The organism is Nitrospira sp. T9 (genome assembly GCF_052156535.1).
GTDB lineage: Bacteria > Nitrospirota > Nitrospiria > Nitrospirales > UBA8639 > Nitrospira_E.
The window spans coordinates 119130-144480 of record NZ_JBQKUP010000042.1 but is presented as its reverse complement, the minus strand read 5'-3'; the positions used below and the strand labels follow the sequence as shown (position 1 = coordinate 144480).

Genomic DNA, 25351 nt, shown 5'->3' with positions numbered 1-25351 from the left:
CAAGCTGTGATACCTCAGAAAGAACGAGCTGCAGGATTAGCCTTCCTCCCGATCTTCACCACTCTCGGGTTTTACCTCTTACCCGCAAGCTGGCAACTCCACACTCCCGTCCAGTTCGCTCCACAACTGGTGGCCTATGGCGCCTTAAGCGTCTGGGCATATAAAAATGGGGATCTCCTCCCCAAACTTGGGCTAGGATTCAATAATATTCAATCAGGGGTTACCCACGGGACTGCGATTGGTCTCACGCTGGGTATAGTGAATACTGGGATCATCTTATTCGTCATGCCTGCTTTGGGAGTGGACATCAATTTTCTCTCTCAGACCCCTCATGCCCGGATTCCGTTTTGGATCATGATGCCATGGTTCATCATCCTGATTGCTATGGCCGTTGAATTGAATTTCCGGGGATTTCTCCTGGGCCGATTACTGGTATGGTTTCAACATGTGCGTCAACCCGGTCACGCCTCGACCACCAGGATTCGCCTACAGGCCTTTCTCCCCTTATCCCTATCAGCCCTGACGTTTTCATTTGATCCCTTCATGGTGTCGACATTCCGAGATTTACATTGGATTGCCATATGGGATGGCCTGGTGTGGGGATGGCTATGGATGCGAATGCACAATCTCTATACGGTCATAGCCGCTCATGCGGTGGAAGTGATTCTTCTCTATCTCATCATACGGGGAATATTGATATGACCCATTCGTTTTCCCCTCATCTGGTGAATCATCCCTTTGGAGACCCCGGCCTCTATGTCGATATACGGTGGAGCCGGCGCGCCCTGCTCTTTGACCTAGGGGATAATATGCCCTTGAGCCCAACCCAGCTTTTACGGGCGCAGGATATTTTCATCTCTCATACGCATATGGATCACTTTATCGGGTTTGATCGGCTCATTCGTGTAGCCCTGGGTCGTGGCAAACATCTTCGATTGCATGGTCCACCGGGCCTTATTGAAAATATTCAAGGCAAACTTCGTGGGTATACCTGGAATCTGGTTGATGGATATCCGCTCACCATCGAGGCCAGAGAATATCACCCCACCCATATTCATCCCGCGCATTTTCATGCGAAGAACGCATTCGCCTGTAAACGGGAATCCATAATCCCAGGGGATCATTCCGACGTTTTTCCGGTTCTTCAAGAGCCTGCTCTTCTCGTAAAAGCCGTCGCACTCAACCATCGGATCCCTTGCCTGGCCTTTTCGCTGGAAGAACCGTTTCACATCAATATCAAGAAGGCCCGCCTCCATGAGGCAGGGCTTCCGGTTGGCTCCTGGCTCAAGGAAGTCAAACAATTAATATTAGATGGCGCACCGGATTCCCATACCTTTTCCGCCACATTGTATGTTGAACACCGGAAAGAAGAACGCGTATTTGATGTGGGCACCATGAAACGAGAATTTACGACAATCACCCAGGGGCAAAAAATCGCTTATGTCGTTGATTGCCGATATGATGCCGACAATGAGCAGCGGATTATTCAGTTATGCCAAGGGGCCACCACCCTATTTTGCGAGGCACCCTTTTTAGAAGCCGACCGGGATAAGGCTGCCAATCGCTATCACCTCACAGCCCGCCAGGCAGGAATCCTTGGACGAAAGGCCGGTGTGCAACAATTGATCGTCTTTCATTTTTCTCCCAGGTATACCGGACAAGGGGACAAACTTCACCGGGAGGCCATGGAAGCCTTCCATGAACAGTAATAATCACACATGACATGAGGAGGGACGATGCCGGAATGGGTCAGATATGGGTTGTATTTTGTCCTGGGCGGAACATTAGTGAGTGTCTCTACGTATCTGGGAAGTCATGGGCGAGGGTTCCTTGCTGCCTTGGCCAGCACTCTGCCAGTAATCAGTGGGGTGACCTTTGTTCTTATCTTCATCAATGCCGGATCGGCTCCAACCATTTCATTTGCCAAACACATGATTTGGCTTTCTCCCCCATGGTTTATGTATGTGGGAACAATGATTGCGTTTGTCCCCAAGTTAGGGTTTTGGCCAGCATATGGGTTGGCTATCGGGATATACTTGGCGGGAGTAGGGTTGACCCGACTATTACTTACCTCATAGAGACACCTGGAATTGGGCAATCAGGATAGAAGAGACTTTGGATAATTATGTGGGCAGGTATAGAAGACGAATAATATGGGAGAATTCATTAAACCGATCATCCACGCATTTTTAGTGTGTGACACCATTATCATTGATAGTCTGACAGGGAAAAAGAGCATCATCGGGGCCTTTACCCATCTCTGGGCCAAGACATTTCCATGCCAACACCCACAAGTCGGCGTGTATTTTTCGCTCACCGATGCGGAAGGCCGGTACGCATTCGAAATCCAACTGGTGTACCTTGATCAAGATCAGATTGTCGGCAAAGGTTCCCTCCCGCCAATTGACATTTCCAACCGGTTAACGACCCAGGACTTCGGCGTGAATATTCCGTATCTCGTGTTTCCAGGGCCTGGACGGTATGAGTTTCGTCTATATGCTGATGGTCATTTCATCACCCAAAAAGACTTCCAGGTTATCCAACAAGAATCTCCTCCCTCATCCCAGTCCTGATTTCATATTAGGGGAGTGTTGAATAACAATAATTTCTAAGGGCATATAACCACAGGCACGTTGCCTATTAGAGGCGTCGGGGCGGTTCAAAAAAGTTCGTCCAGCAAGGCCGCAGTCATTTTTGCGCGCAGAGCGTACTTCCAGTACGTGAGCACGGAAAAATGGCGAGAACGCCGCTGGCGGCTTTTTTCAACAGCCCCATTAGCTTTCTCGTCTGATCAACACATCTATCGACTCCCCCTTCGCATGGAGCGGGGGACGGGAAAATCCCTCAGAGCTCATTCCACAATTCGGATGAATTGATCAATATCAGCAAATCGACTGAGCAGAAACATGCCCTTTCCGGCTGAATTCGACAAGAAGCAGCCACACCTTCCAGCAATCTCGACCTCACTCCCCAGTCTCGGCATTTTACCTTTTCTCTCTAGTCACCGATGAACTACCCGTTAAAAGACGACCAACGGCCCCAAGGACCCAATCAAGATATCAGACAGCAGGGAAAATGCCTTTTTCACCATAAAAACAGATCAAAATTACCACTTCAAATAGGGAGATTTGCAATGACTGCATCGCACCACCAACAAGGTAAACTACGCCTAGGCTGTTTGTTCATCCTGATCCTCTTTTTTTTGGGCACCGGAACAGTCAATGGTCAGGTGGTCGGGGATGGGTACAACAATAGCCTGATTTACAAAATCCAATCTGATACGAATACCGTCTATATTTTGGGATCGATCCACGTGTTGGCGGAAGAATACTATCCTCTCACCAGATCCTTCTCCTATGCCTATTACAATTCCCAAAAAGTCGTCTTTGAAATTGATCCGGAAATATTATTTTCTCCCGACTCATTTTCTCAACATGAAAAGCAGTACACCCTCCCAAAGGGTAAAACACTGGAAACGGTGCTCTCCCCAAAAACTTATGGACTGATCAAACAGAAGATTCAAGCCCTGGGAGGAACCATCCAGGATTTCCAACAATACAAACCCTGGGTGCTCTATCTCACGGTAAGCGGACGATTTGATTCCTCCATAGATTTCCGGCCTGAATTAGGAATTGAAAATCATTTCTATCGCATGGCCAAGGATGCCGGAAAACCCACCGGCGGGCTGGAAACCATTCAAGACCAATTGAATGTGTTCGACACACTTCCGTTCAACATCCAAGATGCGCTTCTTCAGGAATCACTCGCTGCCGCCGGTTCAAAGGAACGAGAACAAGCGTTTTTACATATGGTGAAAGACTGGCACCAGGGAAATCTCGACGGGTTGGAACAATTGGTGGAGTCATTCAAAACCTACCCGCTGTTCTATAAAAAACTTCTCGTCCAACGAAACCAGAACTGGATTCCCCAAATCGAATCGTTCTTACAAGAGGAAAAAAACGTTTTAATTATTGTGGGTGCGGCTCACCTCGCGGGAAAAGACGGATTGCTCTCCCTGCTGAGAGAAAAAGGCCACCAGGTTGAACGCGTGTCGTATGCCATGCCCTAGAACGGTAAAAGAGTGTACCGTTACGGCCGATCAGCATCGACCATGCCCTTTCGGGCCATCCAATCAATCATCTGCGGGCTCATCAATTTCATCCACCGGCCCCACTGTCCTCTCCAGGACGTAAACACCAGTCGTTCCCGCCGGGCCATCCCCTTTATAATCATGTCCGCACATTTCCTCGCGGTTAAGAATCTGGCATGTCCTTCAAGAACTCGCCCGAACGGTTGCCCATGAGGCCCGATACTTCGTTCATGAATTTCGGATTGCACAAAATCGGGGGCCACAATGGTTACGGTGACGCCCGTCCCTGTCAACTCAATACGAAGCGACTCAAAAAATCCGTTCATCGCATGCTTACTGGCACAATAGGCGGAATGAGCAGGCACTCCCGTCAAACTTGCGACGCTGGAGATCGCCACAATCCGGCCTTGAGTGGCCTTTATGAACGGCAACGCCAATTTGGTACAGTACACGCTCCCGAAAAAATTCACCGCCATCACGCGTTGATACAGTTTCACGTCATGAGCATCCTCTACCGTCGACCACATGGATATCCCGGCATTATTTACCAACACATCAATTCGGGAATACCGAGTCACTACCTGTTGGATCATCGCAGAACAGGCATGGGGATCCGTCACGTCCGTCGGAATGACCAGTGCAGAGGCTCCCAGGTTTTCACAGGCGAGCGCCACCTCCTGCAACCGTTCCGGATCTCTCGCGACAAGCACCAGCTGGGGAGCCTGTGGCGCCAACGAACAGGCAAGCGCTTTTCCTATACCCGAAGACGCTCCGGTGATGAGAATCACCTGGTTTGTAAATTCACTCATCATCCTTCCCTCAAGATTTCGAAATGGGATGGACCCTATTGACAGATTTTTTTAACGAGCGTAGCATTACATCTGCGCTCATGAAAAACGATTATGAAAGGAAGGAGAGAATGAGCGTACATCTCCTTTCAAACCGTAAAGAGGAAAGGGGGTCTCACATGGACGACCTTACTCCACCGGATCATGTAGGCCCATCGGCGGCGAAACCCGCCTCAGTCTCCTGACGGGCCTTCTCGTTTTCGCCGAATCATATCCCTACTCAAACACAAGCACGCCTAAAGGCATCTGGCAGCGGGAAATGCACTGAGCTTGATGATAATGAGTCACAAGAGGGATCTTCAACCTTCACATCTGGAAGATTCGGCCAACACCTTAACGAGAAACGCGTCATTAGCCTACTGATGGGCCACGTTAAACATGAGGTTCACATTTTGTGGTGTATGCCACATAATCCGAGGGGCTCCCTTCCACGGGACAAGCCCCTCGGGTTGTTTTTGATGCCGGCACCACAATCAGATAACCGTTCTTCACACCTTCTGCCACGCAAATCCCTGACTTTCTGATATGAGCATCCCTTCCATCCGCTTTCAACCATATTGTCTTGAGTTACCAGCCTGGGTCGCCGATTACCTTGTCCAACAACCGGAGACCTACCCAACTCAGGATTCCCGTATGGACCTGGTCATTAAGCTGGCGCAACTCAACATTCAATATGGAACCGGGGGACCATTTGGAGCAGGGGTTTTCCGCTTGGACACTCAAGAACTCGTCGCGCCAGGGGTGAATCTTGTTCTTTCGTCGAAAAGTTCAATGGCCCATGCTGAAGTCGTCGCGATGCTAATGGCACAGCAAATCGTGGGGTCCCATAATTTAGGAGCCATCGGATTTCCCACCCACGAGCTGGTAACCAGTTGCGAGCCATGCAGTATGTGCCTGGGAGCGATTTCCTGGTCAGGCGTTCGACACATCGTTTGTGGCGCCAGAGGAAGCGACGCCGAAGCGGTTGGTTTTGACGAAGGCCCCAAACCGGCAAATTGGATTTTGGAACTTGAGCAGAGGGGGATTGCCGTAACCATGGATATTAGGCGAACCAGCGCATCTTCTGTACTCCAGAAATATGTTCAAAACGGCGGGGAGGTGTATAACGGCCGGAAAGGGTAGATGAGAGACATATCTTCCTTTCCCAATTTCAAGGAGAAACATAGATGACTCCTAAACCGAACAAATCAATTGCTGCACACACATCCACCATTACCCTCGCCATTGATATTGGAGGATCCGGGATTAAAGGCCTCCTGCTCAATGAGTCCGGCCAACCTCTGGCTGAACGGGTACGAATGGTCACACCAAAACCCGCTACGCCAAAGGCCATCATCCCGCTTATTTCAGATATTGCCAAAACTCTTGGCCGGTTTGATCGCGTATCAGTGGGCTTTCCGGGCGTCATTCACCAGGGGCGGGTGAAAACAGCCCCCAACCTGGACGCATCCTGGCCTGGAACCGATCTCGTTGGAGAACTCAAACAATACCTCCATAAACCGGTTCGGGCAGCAAATGATGCGGATGTGCAGGGCTATGGAGCGATCAAAGGCCAAGGGGTCGAAATGGTCATTACCCTGGGAACCGGATTTGGAACCGCCTTATTTATTAATGGGCACCTCGTGCCAAACTTGGAAATTGCTCACCACCCCTTTCGGAAACAACAAACGTACGAAGTACAATTGGGTGCCAGCGCATTGAAAAATGTGGGGAAAAAGAGATGGAATCTCCGGCTGGCCAAAGCGATTGACATATTAGATCGAGTGATTAATTTCGACCATCTCTACATTGGCGGAGGAAACGGCAAAAAGGTCACCATTCCATTGCCATCTCATGCCACCATCGTCTCAAATACAGCAGGTCTCCTCGGGGGAATAGCCCTCTGGGCCGATCCCAATGTGGTCATTCCATCTAAGCCTAAGGTCCCTGGTAAAGGAACCGCACGCAAACAGGCTTCTCGAAAAAAGTCATCAAAAACTCTCCAGAAGAAAAAAAATTGAAACCCATAAACGCTTCCCCATCCCTCAGCTCGTTCCACGCCAAGTTGCGGCTTCCCTTCATCTTGAGGGAAATCGCCTAACCGGCACACACCACCATGATTCCGTACGGATTACCTCAACTGTTCTGGGTTGGTCTGGGTGGGTTTTTAGGGTCGGTAGGCCGATTTGTGATCTCCGGCTTCTTTAACCGCCTGAGTCCGACTCTTGCCTTCCCGATTGGCACTCTGGCCGTCAATATTCTCGGCTGTTTCCTGATCGGATTGCTCCATGGATTGGCCGAGTCCAGGAATATGCTAGGAACGGACACCAGAATCTTTCTGTTTATCGGCGTTCTGGGTGGATTCACGACCTACTCGACCTTTGGGTTCGAATCCCTGGCACTCCTGAAAGACGGAGCCATGCTCAAAGCCTCCGCCAATATCATCATCCATGTCTTCGTGGGTCTAGCCGCTGTCTGGGTAGGTGATACATTAGGCCGGCTGTAAGCCTAAGGCCCTTCTTCCTCATTTCAATTCATAAAATACATTGGAGAGTGGATTCCTTCTCTTGAAGCCACTTGGCGGGAAGGGGGTGAACAGGGTACAAACATTATTCGTCTTTTTCACTATCCGAATGGTCGGCATCCCTGAATATGTCTTCAAAAAAACCGGTTGCACCTTCCAACTCTCCCCATGCGGACCTGATCATTGAAGGCGCACGGCAAAATAACCTTAAAAATATTTCTCTCCGTATCCCGCACAACGCCGTCACCGTCATCACCGGTGTGTCAGGATCCGGGAAATCCTCTTTGGCCTTCGACACCCTGTTTGCAGAAGGCCAGTGGCGTTATGTGGAATCGCTCTCGTCCTATACGCGCATGTTCCTGGACCGCGTCAAACGGCCTGATGTGGACCGACTCACCAATATCCGTCCCTCAATTGCCCTGGAACAAAAAAATCCGATTCGGACTTCGCGCTCCACCGTCGGCACCACCAGTGAAATTTCGGATTATCTCCGGTTGCTATTCTCCAAAATCGGACGTTTGACCTGCCCCGACTGCAAGGTGGAAGCCATTGTCCACCACCCCACCACGATCGCGCAAGATTTACTGAATCGTTTCCCCAATCAACGCGCCCTCGTCTCTTTTCCAAAATCCGCCCCCCATCCTGACGCACTTGAGTTCATGCACACGTCACTCTTAAAACAAGGCTTCATTCGTGTCGTCATCAACCACCAACTGATCAACCTCAACACCGACCCCTTCCCCTCCCCGCTGCCATCGGAATTGTTGGTGGTCGTTGATCGCCTGACTTTGGATACGGAATCCCGCAGCCGATTGGTCGAAGCGTTGGAATCAGCATTTCGCGAAAGTGAGGGCCGCGCGATTGTCTGCATCGGGGATAACCAACCCCTAGCCTATAGTGCACACCTCTCATGCCCGGGCTGCGGCAGGACGTTCCCGACGCCACGACCCGTATCCTTTTCCTTCAATCATCCACTTGGAGCCTGCCCCGAATGCAAAGGGTTCGGCAACATCCTCCGCTACGACGAACGGTTACTAATTCCCGACCCCGACAAATCCTTACAAGACGGGGCGATCGAACCATGGACAAAACCGTCCAATGTGTGGTGGCAGAAAGAAATGCTCAGAGCCTTCAAGAAGAAAAACCTCGACCCGACCACACCTTACAACCAACTCACCCAAGCAGAACAAGACCTGATTTGGAAAGGAAAAGGAAAGCTCGAGGGTATCAATGATTTTTTTACCTATCTAGAAGGCAAACGCTACAAGATGCATGTCCGGGTCTTCCTAAGCCGGTATCGCAGTCCTTTCCCCTGCACAACCTGCCAGGGAACCCGCTTACGGCCGGAATCTCTCATGGTCAAGATTCATGATTGCCACATTCACGAGGTATGCGGATGGCCCCTCTCTGATCTTCATCGATGGCTTCAGACCTTGCCGCTAAGAACATTTGAGGAGGCGATCGCCAGGGATCTGTTGATGGCTTTGCAAACGAAACTGTCATTTCTCCTGCGCGTAGGGTTGGAGTATCTCACACTCAACCGGGAAATGCGGACGTTATCCGGAGGCGAAGCTCAGCGTATTCATCTGGCGACACAACTGGGCAGTCAGCTCATGGGCACACAGTATGTCCTGGATGAACCGACGATCAGCCTCCATGCCCGCGATACCGAGGCCATGGGCATGATTTTGCGGGAGTTGGCGGAGCGGGGCAACACCGTGATTGTGGTGGAACATGATCCGCAGATCATTCAACAGGCTGATTACATCGTCGAACTGGGACCTCAATCAGGCGATCAAGGCGGAGAGGTCATCTGCGCGGCCCCCTACCAATCCTTTTTCAAGCATCCCCAATCACTCACCGCTAAATATTTGCGTGGGGAACGAACCATTCCCGTACCTTCCAAACATCGATCAGGAAATGGACAAGCTCTTCAGTTCACAGGAGTGAACGAACAAAACCTCAAAAACCTCACCGTCAACATTACCCTCGGCACGCTGGTCTGTATCACGGGTCCTTCCGGATCGGGAAAAAGCACCTTAGTCGAAGCCACCATCTATGCAGCTCTGGCGCGCTTTTTTAAGGTGGACACTCCTCCCCAACCCGAGCTGGCAAGCATGACGGGGCCGGAACATCTCCGAACCGTCTGCCTTATTGACCAGGAACCCATCGGTAAGACCCCGCGCTCGAATCCCATCACCTACATTAAAGCCTATGATGAAATCCGGGCCTTATTTTCTCAATCGCCAGAAGCGCGGGCGCACCGGCTCACGCCCGCGCATTTTTCGTTTAACACCGGGAAAGGCCGATGCGCTCGTTGCCAGGGGAACGGGTATGAAAAACTGGAAATGTATTTTCTGGCGGATCTCTACGTGCCCTGCGCAGACTGTGAAGGCAAACGGTTCAAAGAAAAAATCCTACAAGTCCACATCAAAGGACATTCCATTCATGATGTGTTGAACCTCACCGTCGATCAAGCGACCCCCTTCTTCGCGGCTTCCTGTCCCAAGGTCCTCAAAGGATTGCGCGTGCTTCAACAGCTCGGGCTTGGCTACCTCACACTGGGACAACCAGCCACAACATTATCCGGAGGCGAAACCCAACGGCTGAAAATTGCGCGGGAATTGACCAACACCCCAAAACGATCAACCGCCAACTCAGACCACAACGGTGCCCTCTACATCCTGGACGAACCCACCAGGGGACTGCACCTTGAAGATATCACGCGCCTGTTAACCGTCTTGAATCAACTGGTCGAGGAAGGGAATACGGTCCTGGTAGTTGAACATCACCTGGACGTGATCAAATGCGCGGATTGGGTTATCGATTTAGGCCCCGGCGGTGGCGAATCAGGGGGCCACATCGTCGCCCAAGGCCCGCCGGAAGAGATTGCCAACAGCCCTCAGTCACTCACCGGCCAATATCTAAAACCACTGGTCTTCCAAAACTAACAGGTTTTACCAATGAACGCCATATATAACTTCCGTTTGACAGCAATTGAAGGAATCGCCTCTTTTCTCTCATCCGAGCTTCGACGGATCCAGCAATCTCGCACCATGATAGACCGTCAACAATTCTAGACTGGCATCTTTCAAACGGTAGACTAGCCGGTAATTGCCCAGAATAACCTCTCGCACAATAGGATCATTTAGTTCAGGAACAATCCTGCCAGACTGGGGAAACGCTGCAATGCGCTCAACAGCTTGAAAGATATCTACAACCAGGAGGCGGGCATACTGAGAAGAGTCTCTAGCGATGAATTCGACGATTGAATGAAGGTCTTCCGCTGCCTGAGGAGTCCACCTTACTTCAACCACTTTTGCATCTTTTGCTTCACCTGCTCATGAGGAATTGTTTGACCAGCATCAGCCTGCTGAATGCCTTTTTCGACCTTGGCCAAAAATAGTAGACGTTCCATCGCATCCTCAAAAGACGCATCGTCGGGAAGTCCCTCTACCGCTTTCATAACTTTTTGTTTGGTTGTCATTCTCAAAGGATACCCTGCCAGAGTATACAATTCAATGTCTGGTCAATTTAGCAATCAATCTCGCCTTCAGCGGCGGCGAATCCGGCGGCAATATTGTCACCGAGGGCCCACCGAAAGAGATTGGCAATAGCCCCACCTCTGCTCGCTCCTGCCCAGTATCTCTTAGCGGCTAAATGTTCTGACGTTTCAAAAAACAGTAGGCTACTTTTGGCTGTATAGCGATGAAGTCTGTGGAGCCTGTTCGCAAATGCGGCCGAAATAGGTCGCAGCCCAACGATTCAAGACGCGGGCGAAGAAACCAAGGACCCAACAAAAGATTTACCCCCTACCCCTGAAGAGTGACTGTTGCGCCTCAGGCAACGAAGGCCACCTTGTTTCAATCATCCCTGGTTTCCTCGGATAAGATAGGCCAGGGTTTTTACCAGCTTTCTCAAAGCTAGTATTTCATTTATAGTAGTATCATAGGTCTTTTCTTGATTCAGATTGGCTTAACCTTATGCTCTTTTCCTCCTTTCAAAAACCATCCTTAGTGAGACAGGAAGTTATCACTCTCTGTTTCTTCGTTATCTTGGCCGTCGGCATCCAAGGATGCTCTGATTCCGAAGAAAAAGCCTCACCGACTACCCAGGAAAAGCCGGCACCGACAACATCAGCAATTGCGCCAATAGATGCGCAGGCTCCATCAAGCACGAGCGAGCAAGGAAATGTTTCTCTGCCTGCCACAACATCGGAACCCTTCCGCCAACCAGCCCAGGAAGAATTGGATCACGCGAACTTTGCCATAGGAAAAGCTGAACAACTCCTTCGTCGAGCTCCCATGGGCAAGGAATCGGACCTGGCCTTATACGCTTTGGAGCGGGACCTGGATTCAGCTCGAACCCTTCTTCGAACCGGTCAAACTCATTTTGATGAACAGAAATTCGAAATGGCCCAAACTCAGGCCAAACAAGCCACGGAAAAAGCTTCGGCCGTGTATGAGCACATTGAGCAGGCCATCAGTATGGTTAACGAAAATTCACAATAGCTTGCCGGCTTCTATGGTTAATTTGGTCTCTGGTGGTGATGTCCCAGCATGGCTCCCGACAACCGAGATCTTCAGTTTCCCCGGAAGACTTTTGAAACTATCAGAACCACCGGTTCCCTAGTTTTCTGGGCGGCGCTAGCTTGGGGAGTCTTGATGCTTCCCTTGCTCGTTGTCTTCGCTTCACCTTTCCTGAATTCTGCCAAATCCATCCCGTTATCCATACCCTTCCTCCAGGTATCTAACAGTCTTTCTCCAGATGAAACTCTGGACGATACCTCCGCACACATGCGCCAGACCCGTTATAAGGAAATTGAATTTTCACTATCCCAGCCACTCCAAACCGCCTCCAGTCACTTACCAAATCACATGCCCCTCAAACCGCAGGCAACAATCTATCTTCTTGTAGATACATCCCGACATCGGCTTTTCGTGAAAGAAGGCGATCGGGTTCTGCATGAGGCCCTTGCCTCAACCGGCAGCGGGAACACCTTAGCGGACCCCAGGAATCCGGAAAGAACGTGGACGTTCGAAACTCCCAAGGGTACGTTCAGTATTCAGAGCAAGTTAGAAAAGCCGGTGTGGATTCGTCCCGATTGGGCCTTCATCGAACAAGGCGATCCGGTTCCTGACAAGATGGCTGATCGATTAAAACCGGGAGTACTCGGGCGCTATGCGTTGGGTTTTGGCAATGGATATTTCATTCATGGTGCCTTGTACTCAAATTTATTAGGCCAGGATGTCACCCACGGATGCATTCAACTGCATCCTAAAGATCTTCAATTTGTGTTTGAAACCGTCCAATTGGGCACCCCGATCATCATTATCTGAACAATTTCAGGGGCTCAAAACTATCAGTAATAGGGGTATGCGAGCGGACGATAGCCGGTAAAATAACCCGCTGGATAGCCTCGTCCCCAACCAAATCCGGAATAGCCTCGGCCCCAATACAGTGCCTCATCCCATATGGTCAAATCTTTGATGCCAAAAATGGGAACCTCTTTGGTATCTTCACCCACTTGGATGGTTTCACGGCCTATAATCTCACCGACAATGGATATGGCTCTGCCTTTTTCAAGCACTGCTGGATCTACTGGATCCTTCCCTTTCGAGAGCGCAATGAATCGACCCTGAGTTTTGGTGCGATGAATTGCTGGAGTAAAATCATCGTTCAGTGGGAGCTGAAGAACTTCAATTCTGGTCGCATCCTGCTTTCGATGGACCGATAGCACCTCTCCTCCGACAACCATTAACTCTCCTTGATAATTTTCAGGGTTCTCTCGAACCTGCTTAAAGTCCAGTGTGTGGTTGACTTGATTTTCCAAACCCTTGGGGATCACCTGATATCGAGAACATCCCCCAAACATAAGCGAAAGAAACAGTATGGATAAGATGATTGAATTTTTCATGGCAGCGATTTCTCCTGAGGGATTTTAATACGAGAAAAACAAGTCGACAAAATAAGGGCCAAATTTTTCATTTATTATGGATACCATCTGTATTCTTCTAAATTTTAACTTGTTCGCTCAGCTTTGAATCCTGCCAATAACCCTTGGTGATAGTGGCCCATTACGGACAGGAAAGTTTTACGATATTAGTCATCGGTCTCCAAAGATTTAAACATTTCTCCAAAATTTTGTTGGGAATACAGTGGATTGGATGGTCGCCGAATAATCGGCCCGATGAAGATATCGAACAAAGGCATATCGAAAATGCACTCCCGCCCCACGCCACCTTTTTCAATCCCCCAGTCCCGCCTAAATTCCTATCGTCAATAGAACTCTTAACAGTCTCCCCCGCCTGAGAATTCCCAAGGGTTTTCTCCAGTTTGATACTCATTAGCCATGGGATACAGTAAAGACCTAAACCCTTTTACAAAGTTCAAAATTATTTGCTGCTTATCCAAGATGAGGAGGATCCATGACCGGAAAGAAAAAAACAAATCCATCACGGGATGCGGATACGATGATCAGGCAATATATTGAAAATCAAGATCCTGCTGAAGAAGCTATCCAAGAGGAAAATAGCGAGACAGGGGCTCAGCAAGAATCGGAGGTAGTCCTTACTCGTGGAAACAGTCGACAAAAACAGGCCAGACTTTTCGGTGGAGATCTTGACGCAACCATGGACGCGGGGAGTTCCGGCGATGAAACCGTAGGGGGTTCCAATCCTACTCCGGATCAAGATACCGTGGATGAGTTGGGCGAAGCGGTGGGTCTTACCTTTGATAATTCTGAAGAACTTGCAGGAGAAAAGGTGTATGACCGGGATACCCACCGATGGGAACTCGATCCTGCATCCTCTGAAGATTATGCGGAACGCATCAAAAGATATCGATAAGCTTCTTCAGCACAGCCAGCCGAAAGGTTCAATGGAAAAGAGCTTTAAACAACCGTACTACAAACGGGTTCGTATGAATGGGTGAGATCGATCATCCCCACCCACCCATTTCATAGCCACAAGGAAAAATTTTACCTGTAAAAACATTCAATGCGCTCTGGATGTTCATCCAATTTCCCATACTTCCAACACTGTTTAATGCCCACCGTGCGCACTACATACCACCATGGGGGGAATGTCCCTCAACCTGATTCATGCGTTGATGCAAGATCTCTCTAAATTTTCCGTATTGATCCTTAGTTAACACACCTCTCAATTTCAGCAGGGAATCAATGCGCGCCATCATCATATCTTCCTTAATGGCTCCAATGGTTTTGACCTGCTCTTCAATCGCCTGACGGTCTGGCTCATCCTTCCCGAGCAGGGTCGCAAGATCGACTTCCGCCGTTCGAACATCAGCGGTTTTTTTGACGACCATTTTATCGTAATCAAGTCGAAGCCGGTGAAAGGCCTCCTTTTGTTCATCGGTCAGCTTTAATTCTTCTTCCATTGTGCTGGAAAAATGATGGTGATCCACAAAATTTGGAGTTGTATGCGGGGATTCGGATTCGTGCGTATAGAATTCATGAGAACGTGTTCCCTCGGTAGAACTTTTTCCATTATGCGCACAGCCGCTTAATGCAAAAACCATAGAAAGGAGAATAAGGAGACTATTTATTCCAGGATCATGCCGAAATAGCTCTTTTAATGTAGGTATGAACGCCATAGTCGTCTCCTTTGGTTAAAGCGGTTGGCCATTTCTTTTCCAATAAATGATTATGTCCATTATCAAAGAGCAGTATACCTCTCACACCTGGCAAGAACCCTGGTTTCTTAAAATCTCAGTAACTTACAAGGAGACAGGCCGGGTCGGTGTATCCAACATACTGAAAAGGTCCGGCGACAGCATGTATGTCATGATCTCCAGCCATCTTCCCACCCATCCCACAAAGACCTCACGATATTTTAAATATTCCGAAGTAGATGGAACTTTTGTACAAAGACTTGCTGTAAAACACGGCACTAACAACAGATAGTTTAAGCAACAGAGAAACTACAACAACTTTCTGCCTAGAGGAACCGATTTGTCCGGGACACACAACGCCACCTCCCCGTTCTCAGTATGAAATCCCGTGACCAGGCATTCCGACATCACAGGACCGATCTGTTTGTTTGGAAAATTCACCACGCCGACCACCAGCTTACCCACTAGCTCTTCCGGCTTGTAAAGGACCGTGACCTGAGCGCTCGACTTCTTCATGCCGATGTCCTTCCCGAAATCAACCTGGAGAATGTAGGCAGGCTTTTTGGCTTCCGGGAACCGCACCGCACTCACAATGCGCCCGACGCGAAGCTCGACTTTTATAAATTCATCCCATGAAATGGTCTGCACTTCAGCCTCCTTAATTAACTCATAACAGTTTTTCGTATAAGCGTAGCACCCTTCTTCCGAAGCCTGTTCTCACTTTTATTCTCTACCTTTGCCTTACCTCCTGGAGGTCCAATAAAATATATATTCTCCTATTCCTCTCATCCTGTTTGGTCCCCAGCTATGTTACCCAGCTAGAGGCTAGACCATCTCCTCAAAAACAGCGATTTCCAGAACAGATTCATGTCCCCAAAAAAAGTCCAAATGTTTTGCTTAAGATTGCAAGAGGTTATGCCGACTCACACCAATGTGATTTAACCTGACCGTATCTTAAGGAGAATAACATGTCCAAAATCTGGCGTTTGGTTCTGTTACTAACATGTATGTTGGTGGGATGCAGTACCACGGGGAATTTGGGAATTGTGACCAAAAGCTCAGCCGACCCAGCCTCGCTTTTGAAAAACAGCCAGGGCTATGAGGAGTTAGGACCAACTGAAGGACAAGCTTGCCGTCATTTCATTTTGGCCATTATCCCATTTGGCCAATCGGACATGGCTAAAGCGGTGGATAAAGCTTTAGAAACCACGGGCGGAGATGCCTTACTCAATGTCTCAGCAGAAAGCAGCCTGTACGGTTTCATTCCCATTTACAACGTCTATACTTTTACCTGTACCACGGTCAAAGGAACCGCCATTAAGTTTAAATAGAGTACTGAGTTGACCTTGATTCTTAGGTAAACAGAAACCGGACGGCTTCATTGTCGGATTGGCGCTTGCTATTCCCTTAATCTCATTCGATTGTCTACGGTTGAAGGTTTGCTGAGTCATGAGTACAAATACCGTGGCTTTGGCCGGCTCTGCCGCTTCGGCAGCCCTGCTTCCCGCCGCTTAATTATAAGATAAAATTCACAACGTTTTGCCCTGGAGCAGGGCGGAGGTGGGTAAACCGCATGCTTCGTAAGAATTGCTGGTTGTATTCATTGAATGTTCGCACTCTTCTCAATATTGTGGCGTGCACATAAAAGTTGGATATTTTCGACTTTCAAGGAAGTGCCACCCTTAGAATACGGAACAATATGATCCATCTTACCCATAACTGAGGCCACGATTTTGTAATCGGTCGAAAGCCGATCGATTCCCGGTCGACATTCGGCCACCGCGGACGCGAACATTTGTCCCTTAAACAACGAAGTGGGCGCTGGCTTCTTGCATCTGACGCCTGGCTTTCTCACCACCTTCGGATGTGATGGGGCAGGTGCCGTTTTGGATAAGCACAACTTCAAAATCTTCCCGGCGTGCGTCCAGCACCGTCGCCAGGACGCATACGTCCTCAGCAAGCCCGGCGACCCACAATCGGCGGATGCCATCTTTTTTAAGCTGAACAGCCAGGCCGGTCTGGTCGAACGCGGAATTCTGATCCCGATCAAACCGGACACCTTTTGTTACAAGAATGGTTGAGTCGGGCAACACAAGATCCGGATGAAATCTGGCGCCATTGCTATCCTGAATGCAATGAGGCGGCCATGGGCCGCCCTGTTCCTTGAAACTCATGTGGCCGATCGGGTGCCAATCCCGTGAGGCATAGACCGGCACACCCTTGGCCTTTGCAGCTGAAATCCACCGGTTGAGGACGGGCACGATCCTATGACCGCCCTCAACGGCAAGCGCCCCACCGGGGCAAAAGTCTTTTTGCACATCGACGAGGAGTAGGGCATCGCCGGATTTTAGGGAATTGCTGACTTCTGTCATGGTATAGCTGTCCGATTAGGTGGAACCTTTTCGGTTATTGGTAAGGTCTTTGATGATTTGCTGCTGAAGGTGGGCCAGTGTTCTACTCACTTCGACCGGATAAGCGGAATCGGCAGGGGTAATTGCCCGCACTCGTTCGGGCAAACGGGAAATTTGTTCCTGCGCATATTGTCGTGCTGTGGTGAGATCGACCCTTCGCTCGGGAAGCCGCTTGCCGTTCCGCATCATCGGAACCAGAAGAGGTCGTCCAACCGGAACTTCATCGTCACAGGCGATCACATCACGCACGTCATGTTCCCCCTCCACAATGCGGAACACCTGCTTACGACCGGGAAGGATCGGTTTGCCCGTTGATAGTTTGAGCCGGCCCTTTCCGGCATACTCGGAAAGCTTGTAGGCGATATCCAGATCAGGCGCATCGCTCGAAACCCCCATACTGGTGCCCACGCCAAAGCCATCGATCGGCGCCCCCGACGACACCAAGGCCGCAATCGCATCTTCATCGAGTCCCCCACTGACGAAAATCTCGACATCCCTTAGGCCCGCATCATCCAGTAAACGGCGTGCCCTTCGGGAAAGATCCAACAAATCACCGGAGTCGAGACGCACGGCTTTAACCTTAAAATCATCACCCAGGGCTCTCGCCAGATCAATCACCTTCCGGACGCCCGCCAACGTATCGTAGGTGTCAACAAGCAACACGGTCTCGGGATACAGTTGAGCAAATGCCCGAAACGCTGTTGCTTCGTTTTCATGCGACTGAATATAGCTATGCGCCATGGTTCCGGCGACCGGCACACCATACAGTTTGCCCGCGAGGACATTCGAGGTCGCGGCAACCCCGCCGATCCAGAACGCACGAGCCGCCTTGAGCGCGGCGTCGATCCCATGCATCCGGCGTGGACCGAAATCGATCACAGGGCGTCCTTCCGCCGCAGCCACAACACGCTGCGCCTTGGAAGCCAGCACAGTCTGGACATGAATCTGGTTCATGATGAAGGTTTCCACAATCTGTGCCTGCGGCAACGGCGCCACAATTTCGAGGATCGGTTCGTTGGCGAAAACGGGAGTTCCTTCGGGAACGGCATACACCTCTCCCGTAAAACGAAAATCACGTAGCCAGTTGAGGAACCTGCCGGAAAACTGCCTTAACGAGTCCAGATAGGCCAGATCATCCTCGCTGAAACGAATCGTTTCCAGATAATCGAGGACGGTATCCGCTCCACAAGCCAATAGGAAATTCCGCCGGACCGGTAGACGCCGAACGAAGAGGGTAAAGACGGCGTCAGCCATCATGCCCTCCTCGTAATAGGCATGGAGCATCGTCAGCTCGTACAGATCGGTAAAGAGCGCCAGGCCATTGCCTCTTTCGTCCTGCATAGAAGGCGTCGGTGAAAGACCCGGTAATGTTGGAGAGGTAAAATGTTCGAGGTGTTTCCCCCTACCGGCAAGAGAATCACGTGGAGTTCCCATCGTTCCGGATGACTTCCCAGGGGAGGAGGAAAGTTCTCCAAGGATGCGTTCAAAACACTGTTGACTTTCCTCGTCGAACAACACGAACCGGATGTGCGTGACGGAGGACAACCGTGGCACTTCTTCCAAGACCGTCTTCAGAGCAACTCGTGCCGCCTCCCTAATTGGATAGCCAAAGATGCCGGTTGAGATAGCCGGGAAAGCCATTGACTGAATGCCGCGCTGTTCAGCCAGGCGGAGGGCATTGGCGTAGCAGTTGGCAAGAAGCGCTTCAGCCGGCTCGTCTCGACCGTAGACCGGGCCGAGGCAGTGGATGACGTAACGGTTGGGAAGACGATGTGCTCCGGTGAGCACCGCTTGACCGGGACGGATAGGAGCCAGCGCCCGACCTTCTTTTTCCAACCCTGGTCCTGCAGCGCGATGAATGGCCCCGGCAACCCCGCCCCCACTGCGTAACTCGGCGTTGGCCGCGTTAACGATCGCATCCATGTCGGGTTGACTTGCGATATTCCCCCGCACAAATTCGATCGTAATGCCGTTGATCTTTTGTTTCAGAATGAGACTGTAACTCCGCTCTTTCAGGGTTATCCGCCTTGGGGTAGTTCTGAATTCCTTATCCTAACTGAGACCTAGCTTCACTGCAGCTTCCTCCTTACTTGTTGGAATAGCGGGATCCCCTACCTTACCCTACCAATGAAGGTCGCCAGACACACACTCTAAATCAGGCACCAACAGCACGGAGGGTGACTGAATGCATTTATTAGATCTCTCCAAGAATGACTTTTGTCCAGTCAGGAACATCCATATAAATCATTTTACGAATTATTTTCTCAGCCAACAAAGCGTATTCTTGAAAGTTCTGTATTATATTTTCAATTTTACTCCTGTCATTTTCGCAAAGTGCACCACTGTGAGCGACCTGACTTCTATAATTGTATAGTTCCTTCAGCTTATGATAAATATTTTGCCGTTCTTCATTGGTAGAACCAATAAGCCAACTCCCACGAAGACGGAACGATAGGGAAAGCTGATCGTTATTCTTATTGTCATCCAGAAGCGCCATTTCTAATGCAATACCTAGATCAAGTATTTTATCTTCAATTTGCCTCCTACGTTTCGCTTGAGATAGGCGTGATAGTACTCTGCTCATACGCATTTTATTTCCGGGTGACAACCTATGAAAGGCACTCAGAAGTTCATTAATTTCAAACGTGTTGTTTGCAGATAGTTTCGTTGAACTAGATCCCCATATTTCATGTAAGGGACCAGAGCCACTTGCTCCGCCAAACATACCCATCGGCATTCCCATCGAACTATACGAGGTCGAAAAGTAAGATATACATGAAACGCCATCAATTGCATTAAGTAAAAGTGCAACATCAGCAAGGAGGCTAGATGATTCCCAAAACTGCCTGTCTTTATTTTGGGCAAAAGAATTATCATTTCTAGAAATTTTCGCCACTTCGCATTCATAGGTAATCGCTGCTTTAGGCATGGGCAGACTGTGTAATTGTCTAAAAAAATATTCATCCTTTAAATATTGTTCCTTCTCGCGTGAATCGGGCATTTGTTCGACAGAAATGATCCCAACACCATTTTCTAATACGATAGGATTATCTACCTCGATTCCAATGACCCATAAGGTGTTTATGACCGGAATATTTTCTGAGTCTAGAAATCTGTTTAAATTACGTTCTGCGACCAAGGATCCAAATTCGTTGGCCGCCCATAAAAACCACATTGCCAAGTTCTTTATTTCAAATGTGGCGGCACCGCTCCCCCGTGAAATTAGTTGTCCCTCCAACGCTTGCACTCTAGGATCTTTCTCAAGAGCTTTCAGTACTATTGCCCCAGGCCCTTCATTTTCAAGCAATCTTGAATAATGCAAATAAAGCCTAGTCTGAATGTCGTGGACAAAAGCTACATTGCCCATGTCAGGTTTGGGGATATTTAATCGACCTATATTCATAATTTTCCTTCCAACAGAGTCCCCGGTTGAGTAGTGGGCCAAAGGCCAATGGGAACCAACTAAATTCCGAACTCGCAACCAGTGGACCTGGTACTTAAAAGCGGACTGCATTCCGATGTCATTTTGCCCTAACACCTTCGAACAGTTTTCCAGGGCCTGCCACTCCATTCATGAACATTTTTGTACAATTCGCGGCCTGATGGCGGCTAAACGTCCACATTCAGTTCCAGGTTCACTCAGTGGAGACCATCCACGGGGAAGGGACTTGTCCATGCCAAATAAGAGGTTAATTATGCCTGGAGTACATCAGCAAGAGCGCGAAGGAGTTGTGTCCCATCGCCACGCCATGCACTGCCGTGCATGCACGCAAGTGTTGTCGGATGTGTCGAGGCCAGCTTCTCAAGAAGCACCCCTGCGTTTTTGGTGTGTGAGAAGTAATCCATTTGGTGGCGGAAGGCCTCGCTGGGTCCAAGAATGTCCGACTCCGTAACAGGAGAGTGGTCAGCTCCTCCCTGCGTGAACAGATCGCCGCAAAACAACGTCGACGTCCGCTCTTCCATCAGTAAGCCACATTCCCAGGCATGAGGCAGATGCGGCGTGTCGAACCAGCGCACAGTATGTTCGCCCAGAGTGAGCCGCTCTCCATCCGTTAGGGCGCGAGGTGCACGATCGGCAAGGTCATTGATTGAGACCATGGCCGCAACTGTCCCACACAACGGCACAGCCTGGGGAGCAGCGGCCAGCCATTCGTTGAGTGACCCGCATTCGTCGGCTTCCACATGAGAAAACGAAATGTATCGAAGTTTCTCAACCGGCAACACGCTGGCCACCGCTTCACGGACGAATGGGAACATTTTCCGCGGGCCGGTATGAAAGATCAGTGGTTCATCATCCACGATGAGATATTGGTTAAACGAGAACGCGCCTGCACCTTCGATCACAACCGGGGTGTAAATGCGATAAATCCCGTCAGCAATCTCATGCACATTGGTTCCTGACTGCTTATTCGTTATGGTCATGAGACTCTCCTCGTTATCGATTGGGCCGCCCCCTTTAGGATATGAGAGATCCACCTGGCTCCTTAAAAAGTATTCGAGCCTAATAAATTTGATTTTTGGTCAACCGACTAAGGATGTCAATTTGCCATAGGGCTCATAGGGTTGAGCTCTAAATTGTCTGGACCATTATTGATTTCATGAATCCTTATTTAATGCGACGGTCCTGGCTTCTTTGGTATCGTATCCCTGGCACAGGGCTACAATGCCTTTGAAAAGCATAATCAGAAAACGAATTTCCCTCACCCATTTTTAACCAGGGAACTTCAATTTGCAAGTGAGCGAAGGGAGTGGCTGACCATGACTGATTTTGAAAAGCTCGGGGTGTTTTATTTAGGGAGGCCATACGACCTCGCCACCAAATCAGCAAAACCCGGCCTCCTCCTCTATGACTCGAAAGATCTGGTCACCCATGCGGTCTGCGTCGGCATGACGGGCAGCGGCAAGACCGGCTTGTGTATTGGTCTGTTGGAAGAAGCCGCAATCGACAATATCCCGGCCATCATCATTGACCCCAAAGGCGATATCGCCAACCTATTACTGACCTTTCCCGATCTCCATGGCAGCGATTTTCTTCCCTGGATCAATCACGATGACGCAAAGAAAAAAGCCCTCACGCCGGAAGCTTTCGCAGACAAGGAAGCGGCCAAATGGAAAGCGGGTTTGGAAGCGTGGGGACAGGATGGAGCCAGAATCGCGAAACTCCGGGAAGCAGCGGACTTTCTGGTTTATACCCCTGGCAGCACGGCAGGACTTCCTGTATCCATTCTCCAATCGTTCGCCGTTCCCTCCCCCAACATTCTTGAAGACGCAGAACTTTTAGGGGACCGGGTGGGCACCACGACAACCAGCTTACTCAACCTGGTTGGTCTGGATGCCGACCCGCTGCAAAGCCCCGAACATATTCTGCTCGCCAATGTCCTGAAAACCTCCTGGGAAGCCGGACAAGACCTCACCCTTTCCTCGCTCATCCAACAAATTCAAACCCCGCCGTTTTCCAAGTTGGGCGTGATGGATTTGGAATCAGTTTTTTCCTCGAAGGATCGCTTTGCGTTAGCCATGCGTTTTAATAATTTATTGGGAGCACCGGGGTTCTCTGCCTGGCTGGAAGGCCAGCCGATGGATATCGATCAGATTTTGCACTCGCCTGCCGGCAAGCCCCGCATCGCCATTTTTTCCATCGCGCACCTGAATGATACCGAGCGCATGTTTTTTGTCAGTCTCCTGCTCACTCAAATGGTCAGTTGGATGCGAAGCCAATCGGGCACCACCAGCCTGCGCGCACTGCTCTATATGGATGAAGTCTTTGGCTTCTTTCCTCCTATCAAAAATCCGCCATCCAAAGCCCCGATGCTCACCATGTTGAAACAAGCTCGAGCCTTTGGCTTGGGCGTCGTCCTCGCGACTCAAAACCCGGTTGACCTGGATTACAAAGGATTGGGCAATACGGGAACGTGGTTTATCGGACGACTCCAGACCGAACGGGACATGGCCCGCGTATTGGATGGATTGGAAGGCGCGGCGGCCAACAGTCAAGGAAACTTCAATCGTCAGAAGATGGAGCAGGTTATCTCCGGCCTCGGGAACCGGGTGTTTCTCATGAACAATGTCCATGACGATGGGCCAGAAATTTTTGAGACCCGTTGGGCATTGTCCTATCTTCGAGGGCCTTTAACCCGACCGCAAATCAAAACCTTGATGGATCCGGTGAAAGCGGCGCTTTCAGTTTCTCTAGCCTCATCCGCTTCCGCCAAAACCCCAACCGCCGCTTCTCAATCTCATACCGGAACACCTCCTAAAGAAAGCGCCACGCATCCACCGGTTCTTCCTCCGGACATCCGCCAACATTTCATACCCATTCGGGGAGCCAGGCCCGCAGACGTCTCACTTATTTATTACCCACAACTGTATGGTGCCGCATCGGTCCATTACCAGGATGCCAAAACGAAATTGGATGAAGTCCGTGAGATCCAAGCCCTTGTAGAGATAAAAACGGGCGCGGTACCGGTCCATTGGGATCAAGCAGACCCTCTCGATATTCCACCTGCCGATTTGAATACCCATCCTGCTGACGGAGCACAGTTTGGGGAGCTGCCAGGCGCCGCCACCCGGGCGAAATCCTTTAAGGAATGGGAAAAGGATTTTGAGGAGTGGGTCTACCGGACGCAAACCTTGGACATATACAGGAGTGCCTCGTTAGGGGTGACTTCCGGCCCGCATGAATCGGAACGTGATTTCCGCCTTCGATTACAACAGCTCATCCGCGAACGTCGGGATGAGGAGACCGACGCACTCCGTAAAAAATATGCCGGAAAAATGACGACACTCGAAGACCGGATTCGGCGGGCCGAACAGGCCGTACAACGTGAATCCGAGCAAGCCAAACAACAAAAACTCCAAACGGTTATTTCTATCGGCGCGACTCTCTTATCGGTATTCATGGGCCGTAAAACCGTCAGCCGGTCTTCGATGGGCCAGGCCACATCCGCCGTTCGAGGCATGAGCCGAACCATGAAAGAAGGCAAGGATGTGGATCGTGCCGAGGAAAACGTGGACGCCCTTCAACAACAATTGGCTGCGTTAGAGGCGGAGTTACAAGAAGAGATTCAATCACTAACCGCACAGTGGGATGTCGAAACCATTCCCCTGGAGACTCTCAATGTGCGCCCCAAAAAGTCGAATATTTCCACAAAGTTGGTGTGTTTGGCATGGGTCCCGTATTGGACAGGAACCAACGGCCAACAGACTCCAGCGTGGCTTTGACCCTCTAGAGTTTCCAGCCAACGATTTGGCGATTCTGGTTTCTTTTAGAGCGGCATATCCCGTATCTTATCACCTACGGCTGATGCGACATCATCAATGATCGACTGAAGTGTGAGCCATTGGCCCACCTTTCACTGATCTTTACCCGTGTGTCCATGCATTCGATTGTTTATCAGGAGGTCTTGCCATGGAATTAATTCAACAACTCGTCAGCAATCTGGGTGTCAATGAAGGCCAAGCCAAAGGGGGCGCCGGTCTCTTGTTCAATCTGGCCAAAGACAAATTAGGCGCGGGCGAATTCCAACAACTGGCCGACAAGGTTCCTGCGGTTAAGGACCTCTTAGGAGCAGCACCCGCTCCCTCCACAGCAGCCTCTGCCGGTGGCGGCATGATGGGAGCGTTAGGAGGCCTCGCCTCTTCACTCGGAGCCGGGGGATTAGGCGGGAAGATGGGGGGATTGGAAAACCTTGCCAATTTGGCAAGTGGATTTTCCCAACTGGGATTAAGCCCCGACATGATTGGAAAGTTTGTGCCGATCGTTCTTTCCTTCGTCCAAAATCAAGGCGGGGATTCCATGAAGGGTCTATTGGAAAAAGTCTTAAAGCCTGCGGCCTCGACTACCTGATGATTGGGCGAATATGAACCC

26 protein-coding genes and 1 pseudogene are annotated in these 25351 nt (G+C 50.1%); 15 read left to right on the top strand and 12 right to left on the bottom strand.

Annotated features, from left to right (window positions below; translation table 11 throughout):
* Window positions 1-6: 6 nt before the first annotated feature.
* The 5 genes from ACTRXD_RS20090 to ACTRXD_RS20070 all read left to right on the top strand — a co-directional run bounded on the left by ACTRXD_RS20090 (window position 7) and on the right by ACTRXD_RS20070 (window position 4069).
* Window positions 7-702, top strand: coding sequence for a hypothetical protein (locus tag ACTRXD_RS20090; RefSeq protein ID WP_442433562.1), 696 nt, complete (start codon window positions 7-9; stop codon window positions 700-702).
* Window positions 699-1709, top strand: a complete 1011-nt coding sequence (locus ACTRXD_RS20085) for a ribonuclease Z (RefSeq protein WP_442433561.1) — start codon at window positions 699-701, stop codon at window positions 1707-1709. The genes ACTRXD_RS20090 and ACTRXD_RS20085 overlap by 4 nt, the downstream gene beginning before the upstream one ends.
* A 27-nt stretch (window positions 1710-1736) precedes the next feature.
* Window positions 1737-2078: a DUF3147 domain-containing protein gene (locus tag ACTRXD_RS20080; protein ID WP_442433560.1), complete on the top strand. Its 342-nt coding sequence runs from the start codon at window positions 1737-1739 to the stop codon at window positions 2076-2078.
* A gap of 75 nt (window positions 2079-2153) precedes the next feature.
* Window positions 2154-2573, top strand: a complete 420-nt coding sequence (locus tag ACTRXD_RS20075) for a DUF6941 family protein (RefSeq protein WP_442433559.1) — start codon at window positions 2154-2156, stop codon at window positions 2571-2573.
* 560 nt (window positions 2574-3133) lie between these two features.
* The gene (locus ACTRXD_RS20070) at window positions 3134-4069 is read left to right on the top strand and encodes a TraB/GumN family protein (protein WP_442433558.1); all 936 of its coding nucleotides are present in this window, start codon (window positions 3134-3136) and stop codon (window positions 4067-4069) included.
* 20 nt (window positions 4070-4089) lie between these two features.
* Here the strand turns inward: ACTRXD_RS20070 and ACTRXD_RS20065 are convergent, their stop codons facing one another.
* Window positions 4090-4902, bottom strand: a complete 813-nt coding sequence (locus ACTRXD_RS20065; protein WP_442433557.1) for an SDR family oxidoreductase — start codon at window positions 4900-4902, stop codon at window positions 4090-4092.
* A gap of 561 nt (window positions 4903-5463) precedes the next feature.
* Here ACTRXD_RS20065 and ACTRXD_RS20060 point away from each other — a divergent pair.
* From ACTRXD_RS20060 to uvrA, 4 genes are all read left to right on the top strand, one after another.
* Window positions 5464-6060 (top strand): nucleoside deaminase, encoded by a 597-nt coding sequence (locus tag ACTRXD_RS20060; RefSeq protein ID WP_442433556.1) that lies wholly within the window; start codon window positions 5464-5466, stop codon window positions 6058-6060.
* 44 nt (window positions 6061-6104) lie between these two features.
* Entirely contained in the window at window positions 6105-6938 is an 834-nt protein-coding gene (locus ACTRXD_RS20055) for an ROK family protein (RefSeq protein ID WP_442433555.1), read from the top strand.
* Window positions 6939-7033: 95 nt separating this feature from the next.
* Entirely contained in the window at window positions 7034-7423 is a 390-nt protein-coding gene (gene crcB, locus ACTRXD_RS20050) for a fluoride efflux transporter CrcB (protein WP_442433554.1), read from the top strand.
* 146 nt (window positions 7424-7569) lie between these two features.
* Window positions 7570-10392, top strand: coding sequence for an excinuclease ABC subunit UvrA (gene uvrA / locus ACTRXD_RS20045; RefSeq protein ID WP_442433553.1), 2823 nt, complete (start codon window positions 7570-7572; stop codon window positions 10390-10392).
* Between the two features lie 69 nt (window positions 10393-10461).
* Here uvrA and ACTRXD_RS20040 read toward each other — a convergent pair whose 3' ends face one another.
* On the bottom strand, window positions 10462-10758 hold the full coding sequence (locus ACTRXD_RS20040) for a type II toxin-antitoxin system RelE/ParE family toxin (protein WP_442433552.1): 297 nt from the start codon (window positions 10756-10758) through the stop codon (window positions 10462-10464).
* Entirely contained in the window at window positions 10746-10928 is a 183-nt protein-coding gene (locus ACTRXD_RS20035; RefSeq protein WP_442433551.1) for a hypothetical protein, read from the bottom strand. The genes ACTRXD_RS20040 and ACTRXD_RS20035 overlap by 13 nt, the downstream gene beginning before the upstream one ends.
* A gap of 529 nt (window positions 10929-11457) precedes the next feature.
* On the opposite strand from ACTRXD_RS20035, the gene ACTRXD_RS20030 reads away from it, so the two are divergent.
* Both ACTRXD_RS20030 and ACTRXD_RS20025 read left to right on the top strand, forming a co-directional pair.
* Window positions 11458-11952, top strand: a complete 495-nt coding sequence (locus tag ACTRXD_RS20030) for a hypothetical protein (RefSeq protein ID WP_442433550.1) — start codon at window positions 11458-11460, stop codon at window positions 11950-11952.
* A 153-nt stretch (window positions 11953-12105) separates the two neighbouring features.
* On the top strand, window positions 12106-12780 hold the full coding sequence (locus tag ACTRXD_RS20025; protein WP_442433549.1) for a L,D-transpeptidase: 675 nt from the start codon (window positions 12106-12108) through the stop codon (window positions 12778-12780).
* A 23-nt stretch (window positions 12781-12803) separates the two neighbouring features.
* On the opposite strand, the gene ACTRXD_RS20020 is transcribed toward ACTRXD_RS20025, so the two are convergent.
* The gene (locus ACTRXD_RS20020) at window positions 12804-13358 is read right to left on the bottom strand and encodes a Slp family lipoprotein (RefSeq protein WP_442433548.1); all 555 of its coding nucleotides are present in this window, start codon (window positions 13356-13358) and stop codon (window positions 12804-12806) included.
* 511 nt (window positions 13359-13869) lie between these two features.
* Between ACTRXD_RS20020 and ACTRXD_RS20015 the strand changes: the two genes are divergently transcribed.
* The gene (locus ACTRXD_RS20015) at window positions 13870-14289 is read left to right on the top strand and encodes a DUF6335 family protein (RefSeq protein WP_442433547.1); all 420 of its coding nucleotides are present in this window, start codon (window positions 13870-13872) and stop codon (window positions 14287-14289) included.
* 214 nt (window positions 14290-14503) lie between these two features.
* On the opposite strand, the gene ACTRXD_RS20010 is transcribed toward ACTRXD_RS20015, so the two are convergent.
* Together ACTRXD_RS20010 and ACTRXD_RS20005 are read right to left on the bottom strand one after the other, a co-directional pair.
* On the bottom strand, window positions 14504-15055 hold the full coding sequence (locus ACTRXD_RS20010; RefSeq protein ID WP_442433546.1) for a Spy/CpxP family protein refolding chaperone: 552 nt from the start codon (window positions 15053-15055) through the stop codon (window positions 14504-14506).
* 327 nt (window positions 15056-15382) lie between these two features.
* A complete protein-coding gene (locus ACTRXD_RS20005; RefSeq protein WP_442433545.1) occupies window positions 15383-15721 on the bottom strand; it encodes a tRNA-binding protein in 339 nt (112 codons plus the stop codon).
* Between the two features lie 320 nt (window positions 15722-16041).
* On the opposite strand from ACTRXD_RS20005, the gene ACTRXD_RS20000 reads away from it, so the two are divergent.
* Window positions 16042-16404 (top strand): hypothetical protein, encoded by a 363-nt coding sequence (locus ACTRXD_RS20000; protein WP_442433544.1) that lies wholly within the window; start codon window positions 16042-16044, stop codon window positions 16402-16404.
* A gap of 269 nt (window positions 16405-16673) precedes the next feature.
* Here the strand turns inward: ACTRXD_RS20000 and ACTRXD_RS19995 are convergent, their stop codons facing one another.
* From ACTRXD_RS19995 to ACTRXD_RS19970, 6 genes and pseudogenes are all read right to left on the bottom strand, one after another.
* On the bottom strand, window positions 16674-16781 hold the full coding sequence (locus tag ACTRXD_RS19995) for an HNH endonuclease (protein WP_442433726.1): 108 nt from the start codon (window positions 16779-16781) through the stop codon (window positions 16674-16676).
* Between the two features lie 94 nt (window positions 16782-16875).
* Window positions 16876-17445 (bottom strand): isochorismatase family protein, encoded by a 570-nt coding sequence (locus ACTRXD_RS19990; RefSeq protein ID WP_442433543.1) that lies wholly within the window; start codon window positions 17443-17445, stop codon window positions 16876-16878.
* A 15-nt stretch (window positions 17446-17460) separates the two neighbouring features.
* Complete coding sequence (locus tag ACTRXD_RS19985; RefSeq protein WP_442433725.1) at window positions 17461-18825, bottom strand: nicotinate phosphoribosyltransferase; 1365 nt, start codon at window positions 18823-18825, stop codon at window positions 17461-17463.
* Between the two features lie 246 nt (window positions 18826-19071).
* Window positions 19072-19407 (bottom strand): annotated as a pseudogene (locus ACTRXD_RS19980) (macro domain-containing protein); the annotation flags it as partial.
* 271 nt (window positions 19408-19678) lie between these two features.
* Entirely contained in the window at window positions 19679-20887 is a 1209-nt protein-coding gene (locus tag ACTRXD_RS19975; RefSeq protein WP_442433542.1) for a hypothetical protein, read from the bottom strand.
* Between the two features lie 290 nt (window positions 20888-21177).
* A complete protein-coding gene (locus ACTRXD_RS19970; protein WP_442433541.1) occupies window positions 21178-21906 on the bottom strand; it encodes an MBL fold metallo-hydrolase in 729 nt (242 codons plus the stop codon).
* A 336-nt stretch (window positions 21907-22242) separates the two neighbouring features.
* On the opposite strand from ACTRXD_RS19970, the gene ACTRXD_RS19965 reads away from it, so the two are divergent.
* Both ACTRXD_RS19965 and ACTRXD_RS19960 read left to right on the top strand, forming a co-directional pair.
* Entirely contained in the window at window positions 22243-24705 is a 2463-nt protein-coding gene (locus tag ACTRXD_RS19965) for an ATP-binding protein (RefSeq protein WP_442433540.1), read from the top strand.
* 187 nt (window positions 24706-24892) lie between these two features.
* Window positions 24893-25330, top strand: coding sequence for a DUF2780 domain-containing protein (locus ACTRXD_RS19960; protein WP_442433539.1), 438 nt, complete (start codon window positions 24893-24895; stop codon window positions 25328-25330).
* Window positions 25331-25351 lie beyond the last annotated feature (21 nt).

Excerpts from the sequence above, each read along its gene's own strand:
- ACTRXD_RS20085 (WP_442433561.1), top strand. The coding sequence starts at position 699 with ATGACCCATTCGTTTTCCCCTCATCTGGTGAATCATCCCTTTGGAGAC.
- ACTRXD_RS20080 (WP_442433560.1), top strand. The coding sequence starts at position 1,737 with ATGCCGGAATGGGTCAGATATGGGTTGTATTTTGTCCTGGGCGGAACA.
- ACTRXD_RS20075 (WP_442433559.1), top strand. The coding sequence starts at position 2,154 with ATGGGAGAATTCATTAAACCGATCATCCACGCATTTTTAGTGTGTGAC.
- ACTRXD_RS20070 (WP_442433558.1), top strand. The coding sequence starts at position 3,134 with ATGACTGCATCGCACCACCAACAAGGTAAACTACGCCTAGGCTGTTTG.
- ACTRXD_RS20065 (WP_442433557.1), bottom strand. The coding sequence starts at position 4,902 with ATGATGAGTGAATTTACAAACCAGGTGATTCTCATCACCGGAGCGTCT.
- ACTRXD_RS20060 (WP_442433556.1), top strand. The coding sequence starts at position 5,464 with ATGAGCATCCCTTCCATCCGCTTTCAACCATATTGTCTTGAGTTACCA.
- ACTRXD_RS20055 (WP_442433555.1), top strand. The coding sequence starts at position 6,105 with ATGACTCCTAAACCGAACAAATCAATTGCTGCACACACATCCACCATT.
- crcB (WP_442433554.1), top strand. The coding sequence starts at position 7,034 with ATGATTCCGTACGGATTACCTCAACTGTTCTGGGTTGGTCTGGGTGGG.
- uvrA (WP_442433553.1), top strand. The coding sequence starts at position 7,570 with ATGTCTTCAAAAAAACCGGTTGCACCTTCCAACTCTCCCCATGCGGAC.
- ACTRXD_RS20035 (WP_442433551.1), bottom strand. The coding sequence starts at position 10,928 with ATGACAACCAAACAAAAAGTTATGAAAGCGGTAGAGGGACTTCCCGAC.
- ACTRXD_RS20025 (WP_442433549.1), top strand. The coding sequence starts at position 12,106 with ATGCTTCCCTTGCTCGTTGTCTTCGCTTCACCTTTCCTGAATTCTGCC.
- ACTRXD_RS20020 (WP_442433548.1), bottom strand. The coding sequence starts at position 13,358 with ATGAAAAATTCAATCATCTTATCCATACTGTTTCTTTCGCTTATGTTT.
- ACTRXD_RS20015 (WP_442433547.1), top strand. The coding sequence starts at position 13,870 with ATGACCGGAAAGAAAAAAACAAATCCATCACGGGATGCGGATACGATG.
- ACTRXD_RS20010 (WP_442433546.1), bottom strand. The coding sequence starts at position 15,055 with ATGGCGTTCATACCTACATTAAAAGAGCTATTTCGGCATGATCCTGGA.
- ACTRXD_RS20000 (WP_442433544.1), top strand. The coding sequence starts at position 16,042 with ATGTCCAAAATCTGGCGTTTGGTTCTGTTACTAACATGTATGTTGGTG.
- ACTRXD_RS19995 (WP_442433726.1), bottom strand. The coding sequence starts at position 16,781 with ATGGATCATATTGTTCCGTATTCTAAGGGTGGCACTTCCTTGAAAGTC.
- ACTRXD_RS19990 (WP_442433543.1), bottom strand. The coding sequence starts at position 17,445 with ATGACAGAAGTCAGCAATTCCCTAAAATCCGGCGATGCCCTACTCCTC.
- ACTRXD_RS19985 (WP_442433725.1), bottom strand. The coding sequence starts at position 18,825 with ATGCAGGACGAAAGAGGCAATGGCCTGGCGCTCTTTACCGATCTGTAC.
- ACTRXD_RS19975 (WP_442433542.1), bottom strand. The coding sequence starts at position 20,887 with ATGAATATAGGTCGATTAAATATCCCCAAACCTGACATGGGCAATGTA.
- ACTRXD_RS19970 (WP_442433541.1), bottom strand. The coding sequence starts at position 21,906 with ATGACCATAACGAATAAGCAGTCAGGAACCAATGTGCATGAGATTGCT.
- ACTRXD_RS19965 (WP_442433540.1), top strand. The coding sequence starts at position 22,243 with ATGACTGATTTTGAAAAGCTCGGGGTGTTTTATTTAGGGAGGCCATAC.
- ACTRXD_RS19960 (WP_442433539.1), top strand. The coding sequence starts at position 24,893 with ATGGAATTAATTCAACAACTCGTCAGCAATCTGGGTGTCAATGAAGGC.